The sequence below is a fragment of the Crossiella sp. SN42 genome, assembly GCF_023897065.1.
Classification (GTDB): Bacteria; Actinomycetota; Actinomycetes; order Mycobacteriales; family Pseudonocardiaceae; genus Crossiella.
This window is the reverse complement of the sequence record NZ_JAMHIV010000011.1, coordinates 67,462-81,495: the sequence shown is the minus strand read 5'-3', so window position 1 is coordinate 81,495 and position 14,034 is coordinate 67,462. Positions and strand designations below refer to the sequence as shown.

At 71.1% G+C, this 14,034-nt stretch carries 16 protein-coding genes; 6 read left to right on the top strand and 10 right to left on the bottom strand.

Annotation, left to right across the window (positions count from 1 at the left end; all coding sequences use genetic code 11):
- Positions 1-12: 12 nt before the first annotated feature.
- Positions 13-939 (top strand): DMT family transporter, encoded by a 927-nt coding sequence (locus M8C13_RS14865; protein ID WP_252481162.1) that lies wholly within the window; start codon positions 13-15, stop codon positions 937-939.
- Here M8C13_RS14865 and M8C13_RS14860 read toward each other — a convergent pair.
- Entirely contained in the window at positions 878-2,275 is a 1,398-nt protein-coding gene (locus M8C13_RS14860) for a class II fumarate hydratase (RefSeq protein WP_252481161.1), read from the bottom strand. The genes M8C13_RS14865 and M8C13_RS14860 overlap by 62 nt on opposite strands.
- Before the next feature lie 95 nt (positions 2,276-2,370).
- Between M8C13_RS14860 and M8C13_RS14855 the strand changes: the two genes are divergently transcribed.
- On the top strand, positions 2,371-3,366 hold the full coding sequence (locus M8C13_RS14855) for an NAD(P)/FAD-dependent oxidoreductase (protein ID WP_252481160.1): 996 nt from the start codon (positions 2,371-2,373) through the stop codon (positions 3,364-3,366).
- Between the two features lie 59 nt (positions 3,367-3,425).
- Here the strand turns inward: M8C13_RS14855 and M8C13_RS14850 are convergent, their stop codons facing one another.
- From M8C13_RS14850 to M8C13_RS14840, 3 genes are all read right to left on the bottom strand, one after another.
- Positions 3,426-4,052: a L,D-transpeptidase gene (locus tag M8C13_RS14850; RefSeq protein ID WP_252481159.1), complete on the bottom strand. Its 627-nt coding sequence runs from the start codon at positions 4,050-4,052 to the stop codon at positions 3,426-3,428.
- A gap of 175 nt (positions 4,053-4,227) precedes the next feature.
- Positions 4,228-4,998, bottom strand: coding sequence for a trypsin-like serine protease (locus M8C13_RS14845; protein ID WP_252481158.1), 771 nt, complete (start codon positions 4,996-4,998; stop codon positions 4,228-4,230).
- A 187-nt stretch (positions 4,999-5,185) separates the two neighbouring features.
- Complete coding sequence (locus tag M8C13_RS14840; protein WP_252481157.1) at positions 5,186-5,950, bottom strand: trypsin-like serine protease; 765 nt, start codon at positions 5,948-5,950, stop codon at positions 5,186-5,188.
- A gap of 255 nt (positions 5,951-6,205) precedes the next feature.
- Between M8C13_RS14840 and M8C13_RS14835 the strand changes: the two genes are divergently transcribed.
- Genes M8C13_RS14835 through M8C13_RS14825 form a run of 3 tightly spaced genes read left to right on the top strand, consistent with a single transcriptional unit; the run spans position 6,206 to position 7,954 of the window.
- Positions 6,206-7,471 (top strand): protein-glutamine glutaminase family protein, encoded by a 1,266-nt coding sequence (locus tag M8C13_RS14835; protein WP_252481156.1) that lies wholly within the window; start codon positions 6,206-6,208, stop codon positions 7,469-7,471.
- A 13-nt stretch (positions 7,472-7,484) separates the two neighbouring features.
- Positions 7,485-7,742, top strand: coding sequence for a hypothetical protein (locus M8C13_RS14830; RefSeq protein WP_252481155.1), 258 nt, complete (start codon positions 7,485-7,487; stop codon positions 7,740-7,742).
- A 14-nt stretch (positions 7,743-7,756) separates the two neighbouring features.
- A complete protein-coding gene (locus M8C13_RS14825; RefSeq protein WP_252481154.1) occupies positions 7,757-7,954 on the top strand; it encodes a hypothetical protein in 198 nt (65 codons plus the stop codon).
- Positions 7,955-8,008: 54 nt separating this feature from the next.
- On the opposite strand, the gene glpX is transcribed toward M8C13_RS14825, so the two are convergent.
- From glpX to M8C13_RS14800, 5 genes are all read right to left on the bottom strand, one after another.
- Complete coding sequence (gene glpX, locus M8C13_RS14820; RefSeq protein ID WP_252481153.1) at positions 8,009-9,052, bottom strand: class II fructose-bisphosphatase; 1,044 nt, start codon at positions 9,050-9,052, stop codon at positions 8,009-8,011.
- 171 nt (positions 9,053-9,223) lie between these two features.
- Positions 9,224-9,451 carry an exodeoxyribonuclease VII small subunit gene (locus M8C13_RS14815; RefSeq protein WP_252481152.1) on the bottom strand — a complete coding sequence of 76 codons (228 nt, stop codon included), beginning with the start codon at positions 9,449-9,451 and terminating at the stop codon, positions 9,224-9,226.
- On the bottom strand, positions 9,448-9,882 hold the full coding sequence (locus M8C13_RS14810; protein ID WP_252481151.1) for a hypothetical protein: 435 nt from the start codon (positions 9,880-9,882) through the stop codon (positions 9,448-9,450). Before M8C13_RS14810 ends, M8C13_RS14815 begins: the two co-directional genes overlap by 4 nt.
- Complete coding sequence (gene xseA / locus M8C13_RS14805; RefSeq protein WP_252481150.1) at positions 9,863-11,128, bottom strand: exodeoxyribonuclease VII large subunit; 1,266 nt, start codon at positions 11,126-11,128, stop codon at positions 9,863-9,865. The genes M8C13_RS14810 and xseA overlap by 20 nt, the downstream gene beginning before the upstream one ends.
- Positions 11,125-11,781: a lipid droplet-associated protein gene (locus M8C13_RS14800; RefSeq protein ID WP_252481149.1), complete on the bottom strand. Its 657-nt coding sequence runs from the start codon at positions 11,779-11,781 to the stop codon at positions 11,125-11,127. Before M8C13_RS14800 ends, xseA begins: the two co-directional genes overlap by 4 nt.
- 140 nt (positions 11,782-11,921) lie before the next feature.
- Between M8C13_RS14800 and M8C13_RS14795 the strand changes: the two genes are divergently transcribed.
- Positions 11,922-12,896 (top strand): 4-hydroxy-3-methylbut-2-enyl diphosphate reductase, encoded by a 975-nt coding sequence (locus M8C13_RS14795; protein ID WP_252481148.1) that lies wholly within the window; start codon positions 11,922-11,924, stop codon positions 12,894-12,896.
- A gap of 58 nt (positions 12,897-12,954) precedes the next feature.
- Here M8C13_RS14795 and M8C13_RS14790 read toward each other — a convergent pair whose 3' ends face one another.
- Positions 12,955-13,857 (bottom strand): DUF6542 domain-containing protein, encoded by a 903-nt coding sequence (locus M8C13_RS14790; protein WP_252481147.1) that lies wholly within the window; start codon positions 13,855-13,857, stop codon positions 12,955-12,957.
- Positions 13,858-14,034: the final 177 nt, after the last annotated feature.

Here is a 14,034-nt window from a genome sequence, read left to right as displayed (position 1 = left end):
CAGGCTTCCGCCATGACCACCTCGAAGTCCACTGGTCTCGCCCTGGCCGGCGGGATGGCCGCGCTCTGCCTGGTCGGCGGCGCGGTGCCGGTCAACGGGCTGCTCGGCGGGTACCCGGTGCTGTCCGCGCAGGCCATCCGGTACGCCATCGGCGCGCTCGCGCTGCTCGGCTGGCTGCTCTGGCGTAGCGGCCTGCCCAGGGTGACCGGCCGGGACGTGCTGGCGCTGGTCGCGCTCGCGGTCACCGGCATGGTCGGGTTCAACGTGGCCATCATCGAGGGCCAGCGCTACGCCGAACCCGGTTTTGTCGCCGCCATCATCGGCGGATCACCGCTGGTCATCGCGCTGGTGGTGCCACTGGCCCTTGGCAGGCGGCCGCGGCTGACCGCGGTGCTGGGCGCCGGGCTGGTCTTCGCCGGGGTGCTGGTGATCTCCGGTGGCGGGCGCTGGTCGCTGCCGGGGCTGGGCCTGGCGCTGCTGGCCATGCTGGGCGAGGCCGGGTTCACCCTGTTCGCGGTGGGTGTGGTGCGCCGGATCGGCGGCATCGCCACCTCGGCCTACGCCTGCGTGGTCGCGGCCGTGGGCAGCGCGCTGCTGAGCATGCTGGTCAGCGACAACCCGTGGCCCGCGCCGACCGCGGTGGAGTGGACCGCGCTGGTGGTGCTCGGCCTGCTGGTCACCGCGGTGGCCTTCGGGCTGTATTACCGCTGCGTGTCCGTGGTCGGGCCGGAGCGCTCCGGCGTGCTGGCCGGGCTGATCCCGGTGTCCGGACTTGTGGTCTCCGTGCTGCTGGGCGCGCAGCCGCTCACCCTGACCTCGGCGGCGGGCGCGCTGACCGTGGCCGCGGGATGTGCCCTCGGCCAGCGCGCCCGGTTGTTCAGCGGCCGCCGTGCGCCATCTTCAGCACGTCCAGAGCCTCGTCCAGCTGTGCGAGCGTGAGCTTGCCCGCCTCCACGTGCCCGCGCGCCAGCACCACCTCGCGGATGGTCTTGCGCTCCTTGAGGGACTGCTTGGCGATCGAGGCCGCCTCCTCGTAGCCGAGGTAGCGGTTGAGCGGGGTGACCACCGAGGGCGAGGACTCGGCGTACTCGCGCAGCCGGTCCACGTCCGGCTCGGCCCCGGCGACCACCTTGTCCGCGAGCAGCCGGGCCACCGCGCCGAGCAGCCGGGCCGACTCCAGCACGTTGCGGGCCATCACCGGCATCATCACGTTGAGCTCGAAGTTGCCAGCCGCGCCGGCGAAGGCCACCGTGCCGTCGTTGCCGATGACCTGCGCGGCCACCATCATGGCCGCCTCGCAGATCACCGGGTTGACCTTGCCGGGCATGATCGAGGAGCCCGGCTGCAGGTCCGGCAGGTGCAGCTCGGCCAGGCCGGTGCGCGGGCCGGAACCCATCCAGCGCAGGTCGTTGGCGATCTTGAACAGGCTCACCGCGACCGTCTTGAGCTGCCCGGAGACCTCGACCAGGCCGTCCCGCGCGCCCTGGGCCTCGAAGTGGTCGGCCGCCTCGGTCACCGGCAGCGCGGTGGACTTGATCAGCTCCTCCACCACGGCCGCGCCGAACCCGGCCGGGGTGTTGATGCCGGTGCCCACCGCGGTGCCGCCGATGGGCAGCTCGGCCAGCCGGGGCAGCGTGCCGTCCAGCCGCTGCACGCCCAGGCGCACCTGCCGGGCCCAGCCGCCGACCTGCTGGCCGAGGGTGATCGGCACCGCGTCCATCAGGTGCGTGCGCCCGGCCTTGACCACCTCGGCCCACTCCTCGGCCCGCCGCTCCAGGGTCTGCGCCAGGTGCGCCAGGCCGGGGATGGTGTCGCGCAGCACGGCCTCGGTGGCGGCCAGGTGGATGGTGGTGGGGAAGACGTCGTTGGAGGACTGGGAGGCGTTGACGTGGTCGTTGGGGTGCACGTCCTGGCCGAGCGCCCGGCTGGCCAGGGTGGCGATCACCTCGTTGGCGTTCATGTTGGAGGAGGTGCCGGAACCGGTCTGGAACACATCGATCGGGAAGTGCCCGTCGTGTCCGCCAGCGGCCACCTCGTCCGCGGCGGTCGCGATCGCCTCGGCGATCTCGGGGCTGAGCACGCCCAGCCGCCCGTTCACCCTGGCCGCGGCCGCCTTGACCAGGCCAAGCGCCCGGATCTGGGCCCGCTCCAGGCCACGGCCGGAGATCGGGAAGTTCTCCACCGCGCGCTGGGTCTGCGCCCGCCACAGCGCCTCAGCCGGAACCCTGACCTCGCCCATCGTGTCGTGCTCGACCCGGAATCCCTCGTCGCTCATATCCGAATTCTGCGCCTCTTCCGGTTACTGGGCACCGTGGTCCGCACCACCTAGGCTCGACAGGGTTTCCAGGACTGGCTAGAGAGCGGGTGTCAATGAGCGCACCGTCCGAGCACAGCCGAACCGAGGTCGATCTGCTGATCGTCGGGGCCGGGCCCACCGGACTGTTCGCGGCGTACTACGCGGGCTTCCGGGACCTGTCCACCGCACTGGTGGACTCGCTGCCCGAACCGGGCGGCCAGGTCACCGCGATGTACCCGGAGAAGATGATTTTCGACGTCGCCGGGTTCCCCGCGGTCCGCGGGCGTGACCTGATCGGCGCGCTGGTCGAGCAGGCGGCCCAGTACAAACCGAACTACCTGTTGAACCGCAAGGCCCGCACACTGTCCACAGTGGACGGTGGTGGGTTCGACGTCGGCCTGGCCGACGGCAGCGTGATCCGCGCGGGCGCGGTCCTGATCACCGCGGGGCTGGGCGAGTTCCGGCCCCGGCCACTACCGGTGGGCGAGGACTGGTTCGGGCGCGGGCTGTCCTACTTCGTGCCCGCGCTGGAGGTGCACCGGGACCAGGACGTGGTGGTGGTCGGCGGTGGCGACTCCGCCTTCGACTGGGCGCTGGCCCTGCACCCGATCGCGCGCAGCGTCACCCTGGTGCACCGGCGGGCCACCTTCCGCGCGCACCAGGCCACCGTCCGGCAGGTCCGCGAACTGGGGGTGCCGATCCTGACCGATGCCGAGGTGGCCGCGATCCGCGGCGGCGCGGGCATCGAGGAGGTCGAACTGTCCTTCAAGGCCGGCGACCACAAGGTGCTGCCCGCCCAGGCGGTGGTGGCCGCACTTGGCTTCACCGCCGACCTCGGCCCGCTGGAGACCTGGGGCCTGGAACTGGAGAAGCGCACGGTCCTGGTGGACAGCACCTGCCGCACCAACCGCGATCTGGTCTACGCCGCGGGCGATGTGGCCACCTACCCGGGCAAGGTCCGGCTGATCGCCACCGGCTTCGGCGAGGCGGCCACCGCGGTGAACAACATCGCGGTCGCGCTCAACCCGGACGCGCACCTGTTCCCGGGTCACTCCAGCAACATGCCCTGAGCCACAACGGAAAACGGCCCCGGTCACGCGGACCGGGGCCGTTTGTCCTCAGTGGACCATCACGGCACCACGTGCACGATGTCGCCGTTGTTGAGGTGGTTGTAGAACTGCTTGGCGGCCGAGGGCGACAGGTGGATGCAGCCGTGCGACTTCTCCCGCAGGCTGCCCTGGTGGAAGGCGATGCCGCCGTTGAAGAACACCGACCACGGCATCTTCGCGTTGTTGAAGATGCTGCTGTAGTGCATCGGGCGCTTGACGTTCACCCGGAACGTGCCGGGCGGGGTCAGCCAGCCCTTGCGGCCGTGCGTGATCGGCACCGGGCCGGCCACGACCTTGCCGTCGGCCATGATCCACGCCTTGTTGGCGGAGAGGTCGATGCAGGCCCGCGCGGTGTCCTTGCACGGAGTGGTGTTGCCTGCCGAGGCGGGCTCGACGGTGTCCTTCTGCTCCGGCTTGGGCTTCGGCTTCGGCGGCGTGGTGGTGGTGGTCGGCTGCGTCGTGGTGGGCCGCGTGGTGGCCGGCTGCTTGCTGGTGGAGGCCGAAGTGGACGATGACGGGGCCGCGCTGCTCGCCACCTGCCCGGTGTTCCCGGCCAGTTGCGGCGTCTCCGGCGTGCCGCAGGCGGCCAGCAGCAGACCGAAAGTCGCGGTCACCGCCAGCATCACAGAGGTCTTCTTGCCACGCATCGCTCACCCCAAGTTCTTCGCCCGACTGCACGGGCGAGTCATCGCATCCAGCAACGACAATGACGTGCCTTGGGATCCCGAGGTTGCTCTTTCTCGCTTACCCGTTTCGAACTGTGACAAACGGCCCGCCGCTACAGGAGGCGGCGGGCCGTTTGTCAGCCGATCAGGGGAGGGGTCAGAGACCGCCCGTGTTCGTGCTGATCCAGTTGCGGTAGTAGGACACGTCGACGTAGATCGACGGCGCGGTCGCGCAGGTCGCGCCACCGCCGGAGCGGCTGGTCGCGCCGATCAGGGTCCAGTTGCCCGGGGTGCCCTTCACCTGCGGGCCGCCGGAGTCGCCGTAGCAGGCGCCCTTGTTGCCGCCGGTGTTGTTGGTGCAGATCTCGGAGGCGGCGTTGATGCCGGAGCACCGGTTGTCAGCCACGATCGAGGTGTCCAGCTGCTGCAGGGTGATCGGCGCGGAGCCACAGCCGCGGGTGGGGCAGGTCTGGCCCCAGCCGATGATGCGGCTCGCGGTGCCGACCGGGCCGGACTCCGGCGCGATCGAGATCGGCGCCACGCTCACCGAGGACGACAGCTGCAGCACGGACAGGTCGGCGCTGGGGTGGTTGATGATCCGCGACACGCCCGCGGTCACCCCGCCGGTGGTGCGGTTGGTGGTGCCGATCCGGGTGCGGATCGAGGACGGCTGCCTGCCCTGCACACAGTGCTTGGCGGTCACCACCCAGTTCGCCTTGACCAGTGAGCCGCCACAGAAGTGGCTGCCGGAGGTGCTCTGCAGGGACACCATGAAGCTGTAGGTCTCGGTCGCGTTCGTGCCGCCGACGATCAACGGATCGACGTCACCGGCGGTGGTCGCCGGCGCCGCGGCGGCCGGCATCGCGAGACCGCCCAGCGCGGTCGCGGCCGCGGCCAGGATTCCGACGATCAGAGAACGTGCCCTCACGGTTCTCTCCTCTCAACTTCCGGCGCGTTCGCCGGAGGTGAGGTGCACCGTAAGGACATCCGTTCCACAGGGTGAACCCTGCATAAGTAGGGCCGGGGACCGGCTTTGTGTCCGCACATAACGGTTTATGACCGTTAACCGAACGGGCCCGCGGCGATACACCGCGGGCCCGTTAGCTATCGACCCGTTATACGGGACCGGCGATTCCGCTGATCCACGGGCGGAAGACCGGCACATCGACGTAGATCGACGGCTTCACCGCGCAGATGGAACCGCCGCCGGAACGGCTGGTCGCGCCGATCAGCTGCCACGCGCCCGCGACCATCTTGATCTGCGGCCCGCCGGAGTCGCCGTAGCAGGCGCCCCTGGTGCCGCCGGGGTTGTTGGTGCAGATCTCCTGGGCGCCGAAGATCCCGCCGCACAGGCCGTCGGCCACGATCGAGGTGTTCAGCTGCTGCAGGATCACCGGCGCGCCGCAGCCGCCGGGTGACGGACAGGTCTGGCCCCAGCCGAGCAGCCGGGTCGCGGTGCCCACTGGGCCGGACGCCGCGGCGACCTTGATCGGCGCCTGCGGCACCGCGGCGGCCAGCCGGACCAGCGCGATGTCCCTGGTCGGGTTGAGGTGGATGGCCGCGGCGGCCACGTAGCTGCCGCCGGAGGTGCGGTTGGTGGTGCCGATCCGGGCGCGCACCGAGGCCGGGGTCTTGCCCTGGACGCAGTGCTTGGCGGTGACCACCCAGTTCGACTTGATCAGGGAACCGCCGCAGAAATGCCCACCCGAGGTGTTCTGCAGGGAAACCATGAAACTGTAGACCTGGGTGGCGTTGACGCCGCCGACGATGAACGGATCGACATCGGTGTGGTCCGGGGCCGCGGTGGCGGATCCGGTCAGCCCGGCAAACGCGGTGGCCACGGCCGCGAGTAATCCGACGACCATTCTTTTCGCTCGCACAGGGATTTCTCCTCTCAACCCCGGCGCCCTCTGCCAAGGTTGACACGGACGGTAATAGATCGTAATCGGAGCGTGGTACCGCCTGATGGGCGCACCTGCGTGCCTCATCGGGCAGGCACGCGGGCAAAGGCCCTATGTTAGGTGAATAGCGCGAAAAGGCACACCGCGGGTCAGTCCTGTGGCCAATGGTTGAACTGATCTTTTTGCGTGGGGGACCTTGATTTTGTGCCCCGAAGAAATGCAATAGTCGACACATTGTCCAGTCCGCTGGCGGCACGGGCTCCGGCTCAGGCCGCGGCAGCGGAGACCTACGAGTCCATCACCTTCACCGGCGGCCGCACCGCCCGCGTCGACCGGCGCGAACCCCGCGCCACCGGCTGGCTCGGCGCGCTGGGCGAGCTGCACGCGGCGAACCTGGACGCCTACGTCGAGGTCGACCCGGACACCGGCCTGGTCACCGAGGTGCTGGTGCCGCACGAGGTCGCCGTCATGGGCCTGACCCCCGGCGAGGACCTGGTCGAGGTCGATCTTGAGCCCTCGCACGCCCACCACCACCTGCGCCGGGACAACCCGGACTTCGATGAGCTGCTGGCCCTGCTCGAACGGTTCCAGGACAGCCGGGAGCGCGTGCTGGTCACCGCGACCCCCGACGAGCGCGCGATCATCGATGTGCGCCCCGCCCCAAAAGAAGCCGCGGTAGCTGAGCAGCTCACCGAGGGCGGCGCGGAGGCGCTCGGCACGCCGGTGAGCTACGCCCAGGTCGTGCAGATGTACCGCCTGGTGGCAGGCCAGACCGCCTGCTCGGCCAACCCGACCGCGCCGGGCATCCCGTTCACCTACCCCGACGACGGCTGCTGGGGCCGGGCGCACGAGATGGCCCGGCTGATGATCGCCAACGGCATCACGCCGGACAAGGTCTGGATCTACGGCACCCTGCGGGTGAACAGCGCGAACAAGCCGGACTGCCTGGTGGGCTGGTCCTGGCACGTGGCCCCCACGCTGGTCGCGGACGGGGTCACCTACGTCATCGACCCCGCGCTGTTCGACGGACCGGTCACCCAGGACACCTGGAAGGGCGTGCAGGGCGATCCGGCCGCGCGGCTGGTGCCCACCGGCGCGGAGGTCTTCCACAACCACTACGACCCGGACCGGTTCGACCCGGACTACAGCAAGACCAACGCGACGCTGGCCCGCTACCGCGCCGCGCTCCAGCTGCGGTCCAACGGCCCGGCGGGCCCGCCGCCGTACGCGAACTGCCAGCCGGCCACCCCTGGCGTGCAGTTCCGCGCCAGCCTGGCCCCCGGGCAGACCGCCCGCTGGTTCACCCACAGCTGGCAGGCCGGCCGGCACGTGTACTGGACGGTCATGCCCACCTCGATCTGCTCGGGTGGCCCGCAAATCCGGCACGAGGTCGCCATGCAGCGCACCGACGCGAACCTGTGCACGTACTGGATCACCGTGCAGAACCTCACCGGGCGCACCGTCAAGTTCGAGGCCCGCTACCACTACCTCAAGATCTGACCGGGAGCCGTCCATGTGGACCGGAACAGCATTCACCGTCACGATCGGCGCCGGTGCGACCGTGCGCTACTTCAACCACAGCTGGAACGCCAGTCAGCACGTGGTCTGGTACCTGATGCCGGTCACGCCGGTCTCCGGCGGACCCGCGATCGACTGGGACGTCGCGGTCGAGCGGACCAGCGCGGCGCTGTGCACCTACTGGATCACCGTCCGGAACCTGACCGGGATCCCGGTCACCTTCGAGGGCCGCTACGCGGTCCTGAACGCGTGAACGGGGAGGCAGCCGTGCGTATCGAGATCGAGCTGGACAGCACTGAGCTCGCGGCCGGGCTGGTGATCCGGATCGGCCAGGAGCGGACCGAGCGGCAGACCTCGGCCCAGGTCTCTGGCGAGGACCAGGACGCGGGCGCGGCGCCGGTCAACCTCGCGGTCGCCGAGGCCGGGGCCGTGGACGCGGGACCCGCGCCGCAGCCGGAGGACTGAGCACGACGAACCGGCCGCCCGCCGGGTGGGCGGACGGCCGGTTCGGCAGGTGGTTCAGGGCAGCGGCGGGACGTCTTCCACGGCGTCGCCGCCGAAGTCCACCGAGGAGTACTCGCGCAGCTTGGTCAGCCGGTGGTAGCCGTCGATCATCCGCAGCGTGCCGGACTTGGACCGCATCACGATGGACTGGGTGGTGCAGCCGCCGGAGCGGTAGTGCACGCCGCGCAGCAGGTCGCCGTCGGTGATGCCGGTGGCGCAGAAGAACACGTTGTCCCCGCGCACCAGGTCGTCGGTGGTCAGCACCCGGTCCAGGTCGTGCCCGGCGGCCAGCGCGCGCTCGCGCTCCTCGTCGTCCTTGGGCCACAGCCGGGCCTGGATCGCGCCGCCCATGCACTTGAGCGCGGCCGCGGCGATGATGCCCTCCGGGGTGCCGCCGATGCCCAGCAGCAGGTCCACGCCGGTGCTCGGCCGGGCCGCGGAGATCGCGCCGGCCACGTCGCCGTCGCTGATGAAGTGGATCCGGGCGCCGGCCTCGCGGACCTCCTTGACCAGGGCCTCGTGCCGGGGCCGGTCCAGGATGCACACGGTCACGTCGGCCACGTCGGTGTGCTTGGCCTTGGCTACCCTGCGGATGTTCTCCGCCACCGGGGCGTCCAGGTCGACCACGTCGGCGGCGTCCGGGCCGACCGCGAGCTTCTGCATGTAGAACACCGCGGACGGGTCGTACATCGCGCCCCGCTCGGCCACCGCGAGCACGGCCAGCGCGTTCGGCATGCCCTTGGCCATCAGCGTGGTGCCGTCGATCGGGTCGACCGCGACATCGCAGTCCGGGCCGTCGCCGTTGCCGACCTCCTCGCCGTTGAACAGCATCGGGGCCTCGTCCTTCTCGCCCTCCCCGATGACCACCACGCCGCGCATGGACACGGTGCCGATCAGCTTGCGCATGGCGTCCACCGCCGCGCCGTCGCCGCCGTTCTTGTCACCCCGGCCGACCCAGCGGCCCGCGGCGATCGCGGCCGCCTCGGTGACCCTGACCAGTTCCAGGGCGAGGTTGCGATCGGGTGCCTCACGACGTCGCGGGGCAGTGTTCGCGGCCATGTTCCGCCTCCAGAGGTCTGCGCAGATCGACGCTGAAACTGCTTACCGATCCTGGCAGACCCTGACGACGGAGGGTGAGCTGAGCAGGGGTGACAGTGACTATTCGCACTCACTGAACCGATTTCGGAGATCTGCTCGCCAGGATCGACCGTGATTCAGGACCGAGTCAGGTCAGTCCTTCGGCTCAGCCTGCTCCACGGTGGCCAGCGCCTGTTCCACCCTGGCCCGCGCACCGGCGAGGTGCTTCTCGCAGACCTTCGCCAGCGCCTCGCCGCGCTCCCACAACGCCAGCGAGTCCTCAAGGGACAGTCCACCGGCTTCCAGCTTGCGAACGACTTCGACCAGCTCGTCCCGCGCCGCCTCGTAACCAAGAGCGGCGTCGGTGTTGTTCTCACTCACGCGGTGGGGCTCCCCATCGTGCTCTGCACCCGGACCACGGCGGTGGCCACCGCCTGGTCGTAGCCGATGAAGGCTTCGGCGAACTCCGCGCCGTCGCCCTCCATGGCGGCTTCGTCGATGCGATTCTCCGCCTCGCTCACCCGGCGGCGGTGCGGGGACCCCGTGCCGTACCACCAGTGGCTGCCGACGTAGTGCGAGGTGGCCTCCGACAGCGCGCGCAGCCGGGACGGCAGGGCGCGCCTGCCCGGCGCGTCGCAGCCGGCCAGCAGCGCGGCCCAGCACTCGGCCGCGGCGGAGTTGGCCTCCTCGGCCCTGCGCTGCACCACCCCGGCCGCCGCCCGCACCGGCGGGTCGACCTGGCTTTGCGCCGCCGTCCTGGCCGCGGCGACGGTCAGCGGGAGAAAGGTCGGCTCATGGGCCAGCGACGCCACCGCTACCTCCGTTCACCGCTCCGGTGTCTTCGGGCACGATCGCGTGCACCGCTCCGTCAACGACTCGGACCCGCAGCAGCGTTCCCGGCGGCGCGTCCGCGACCGAACGGAGCACCCCGTCCGGGGCACCGGCCACGACGCGCTGCACAACCGCGTATCCGCGGGCCAGAGTGGCCGCCGGTCCCAGGGTCGTCAAGCGTGCTTTGACACCGTCCAACCCGCTCTGTTCGTGCCCGAGCCGGGAGACGGTGGCCCGGCGGGCCCGCTCGCGCAGCGCCCGCACGTCCTCCGCCCGGCGTTCCAATGGGCCGAACGGGTCGGAAAGCGCTGGGCGGGAACACAACTGGGTCAGCAACCGGTGCTCGCGATCCACCCATCCGTGTAGTGCCCGGCGGGCCCGGTCGCGGAGCTGGCCGATCCTGGCCGTCTCCTCGGCCACGTCCGGAACCACCCGTTTGCCCGCGTCCGTCGGCGTCGAGCAGCGCAGGTCGGCCACGTGGTCCAGCAGCGGGGTGTCCGGCTCGTGCCCGATCGCGCTGAGCACCGGGGTGCGGCAGGCGGCCACCGCCCGGCACAGCGCCTCGTCGGAGAAGGGCAGCAGGTCCTCCACGCTGCCCCCGCCGCGGGCGATCACGATCACGTCGACCTCGGGGTCGGCTTCCAGCTCCGCAAGCGCTTCCAGCACCTGCGGCACGGCCAGATGTCCTTGCACCGCAACGTTGATCACCCGGAAGTGCACCGCGGGCCAGCGGTGCTTGGCATTGGTCAGCACGTCCCGCTCGGCCGCCGAGGCCCGGCCGGTGATCAGCCCGACCCGGTTGGGCAGGAACGGCGGGCGGCGCTTGCGGGCCGGCTCGAACAGGCCCTCGGCGGCCAGCAGCCTGCGCAGCCGCTCGATCCGGGCCAGCAGCTCGCCGATGCCCACCGCGCGGATCTCGTCCACCCGCAGGCTGATGGTGCCGCGGCCCTCGTAGAACACCGGCCGCCCGTGCATGATCACCCGCGCGCCCTCGGTGAGCGGCGTCTCCAGGCCTCGCAGCAGCGCGGTCGCGCAGGTCACGGTGACCGAGACGTTGGCGGAGGGGTCGCGCAGGGTGATGAAGGCGGTCGCGGTGCCCGGCCGGTTGGAGATCTGGGTGACCTCACCCTCCACCCACACCGAACCCAGCCGCGCGATCCACTCCGCGATCTTGCGCGCCACCGTCCGGACCGGCCACGGCTGCTCCGCGGTGCTGGGCGCGGTCACGACTCGCGCACGGTGGCGATCCGCCGGGTCAGCATCCGGACGAACTCCTCGCGGGCCTTGGTGGCCTGCTCGTAGGCCAGCAGGTCGTCGAGCTGCTCGACGGTGAGCCAGCGCAGCCGGGCCCGCACCTGGGCGAGGGAGAGCGCGTCGTAGCCGGGCACACCGGCGGGCTCGTTCCCGGACGGCTCCGGGACCTCGGCGGCGGGCTGCTCGGCGGCTCGGGTCACGGTGAGCTCGCCCGGCTTGGCGCGGGCGCTCGGCGGCCCGTCCGAGCGGGTCGCGGCGACCTCACCGGCCTGCTCGCGGGCGCTCGGCGGCTCGTCCGTGACGGTGACCTCGCCCGCCTTCTTCCGGCCGGGCAGCCGCTCAGTGTCGTCAGCCTTCGGCGGGGCGGGCGGCGGCGCGTCATCCAGGTCCTCGTCGAAGGTCGCCCATTCGGGGGTCTCCTCCGCAGGGCGCAGCGTGGCCAGGATCTCGTCACCCTTGATGGCGAGCTCGGTCACGTGCTGCTGGGCGCGCATGGACAGTTGCATCGCGGTGCTGGCCACCGTGACCGGCAGCCCGGCGAGTGAACTCGGCAGCTTGCGGGCCTGCTCCACGGCGGCCGCGGCGAGCCCGGCGGCCACGCGGACCGGCAGTGGCAGCGGTTTCATGTGGTACAGCCTGCCGCAGTCCGGCGGATCAGGGAAACTTTTCGTTGCGCCATCCGGGTGAGTGCGCTGTGACCTCGCTAATTCTTCTGGTCACCTGATCGAATCGACTCACCGGCGGAACGCTCCGTACCCTGGTTGGCATGACCACTGCCAAGCCCAAGCGCGTGCTGCTGGCCAACCCTCGCGGCTACTGCGCCGGCGTGGACCGGGCCGTGATCACCGTCGAGAAGGCGTTGGAGACCTACGGCGCTCCCATCTACGTCCGCAAGGAAATCGTGCACAACAAGCACGTCGTGGACACGCTGCGTGAGCGCGGCGCGATCTTCGTCGACCAGACCGACGAGGTGCCCGAGGGCGCCATGGTGGTCTTCTCGGCGCACGGCGTGTCCCCGATGGTGCACGCGGAGGCGGCCGAGCGGAACCTCCGCACCATCGACGCCACCTGCCCCCTGGTGACCAAGGTGCACCAGGAGGCCAAGCGCTTCGCCAAGGAGGACTACGACATCCTCCTGATCGGCCACGAGGGGCACGAGGAGGTCGAGGGCACCGCTGGTGAGGCCCCCGACCACGTGCAGCTCGTGGACACCGCCGAGGACGTGGACAAGGTCACCGTCCGCGACCCCAGCAAGGTCATCTGGCTGTCCCAGACCACGTTGTCGGTCGACGAGACCATGGTGCGGGTGAACCAGCTCAAGAACCGGTTCCCCGAGCTCCAGGCCCCGCCGAGCGATGACATCTGCTACGCCACCTCCAACCGCCAGACCGCGGTCAAGGTGATGGCGCCGCAGTGCGACCTGGTCCTGGTGGTCGGCTCCAAGAACTCGTCCAACTCGTTGCGGCTGGTCGACGTGGCGCTGGACTACGGCGCCAAGGCCGCCTACCTGGTGGACTTCGCGCACGAGGTGGACGACGCCTGGCTGGAGGGTGTCGGCACCATCGGCGTCACCTCCGGCGCCTCGGTGCCGGACGAGCTGGTGATGAAGCTGCTCCTGCACCTGGAGGAGCGCGGCTGGGCCGACGTCGAGACGGTCACCACGGCCAACGAGAAGATCACCTTCTCGCTGCCGCGGGAGCTGCGCAAGGAGATGAAGGAGAAGGCCGCCAAGGAGTCCTGACGGCCACACTGACAAAGCGAAAGGGCCGCTCCCACCTCGGGAGCGGCCCTTTTCGTCTCTAGTAGTCGTCGTCCCGTGGCGGGCGCCTGCGCGGGGCGGGCGGCTGGCCGCCAGTCCTGGGCGGCGGGCCACCGCGCTGCGGCGGAGGCGGCTGCTGACGGCCGGGCTGACCGCCCCTGGGCGGCACCGGCCGACCACCGCCTGCCGCGCCACCACGGCCGCCTGCCGCGCCACCGGCATCGCGAGCGCCACCGGCCCGCCCACCGCCTGGGCCACCGGCGGCACCACGGCCACCCGCGCCCCGGCCACCAGCCGCGCCACCGCCTGCCGCACCACCGGGCACGCCGCCGCCCCTGGGGGCAGGCGCGCCGTCCCTCGGGGCCGGGCGGCCACCGGGTTGCGGCCTCGGCGCGGGCGTGCGGCCTCCGGCGGGCCTGCGCACCGGCTCGTCCTCCTCGCGGACCGGCCGCGGCCGGGCAGGCCGGGCTTCCGCCGCGGCGGCTGGCCGCTTCTGCAGGAAGATCCGGACCACGCCCAGGATCACCGTCGCGGCGGTGGTGACCGCCATCGCCGGGAACGAGGTGACCAGTGGCTGGGCCACGGTCAGCAGGCGCGCGGTCGTGCCGCCGGAGGGCGGGGCGGTGGAGCTGATCAGCGCGACGGCAGGCACCACGATCACCGCGACCAGCGGCGGCTGCACCATCGGCCCGAACAGGCTCTTGCGCTGCACCCAGCACACCGCGACGACACAACTGAGGAAGTAGCCGCTCTTGAAGATCCAGCCGAGCTCGCCGTTGGGCGCCCGGTTGACGAAGGCGGTGAGCAGGGACACCCCGAAGGCGAGCAACACCGCGGCCCACCAGGGCACGCCCCGGGAGGAGCCGAACAGGGACAGAGAGGCCCAGTCGGACTCCGCGCGGTCCTGTTCCACGTCGCTTCGACGGTCGCGGGTGGTGGTCACGCGTGACACGTTAGCCCGTCCGGTAGAGGGTGTGCCCGGACGCGCGCTGGACTGGGTGCGATCGAGTCTGCTGGGTAACTGCCGGGTAGGGCAACCGGCTTCCGCCCAACTTTCCCAAAACGGACCTTGACCAGCACGGTCGCACACGCTCCGACCAGCGCGGATATTCAGTTAGAA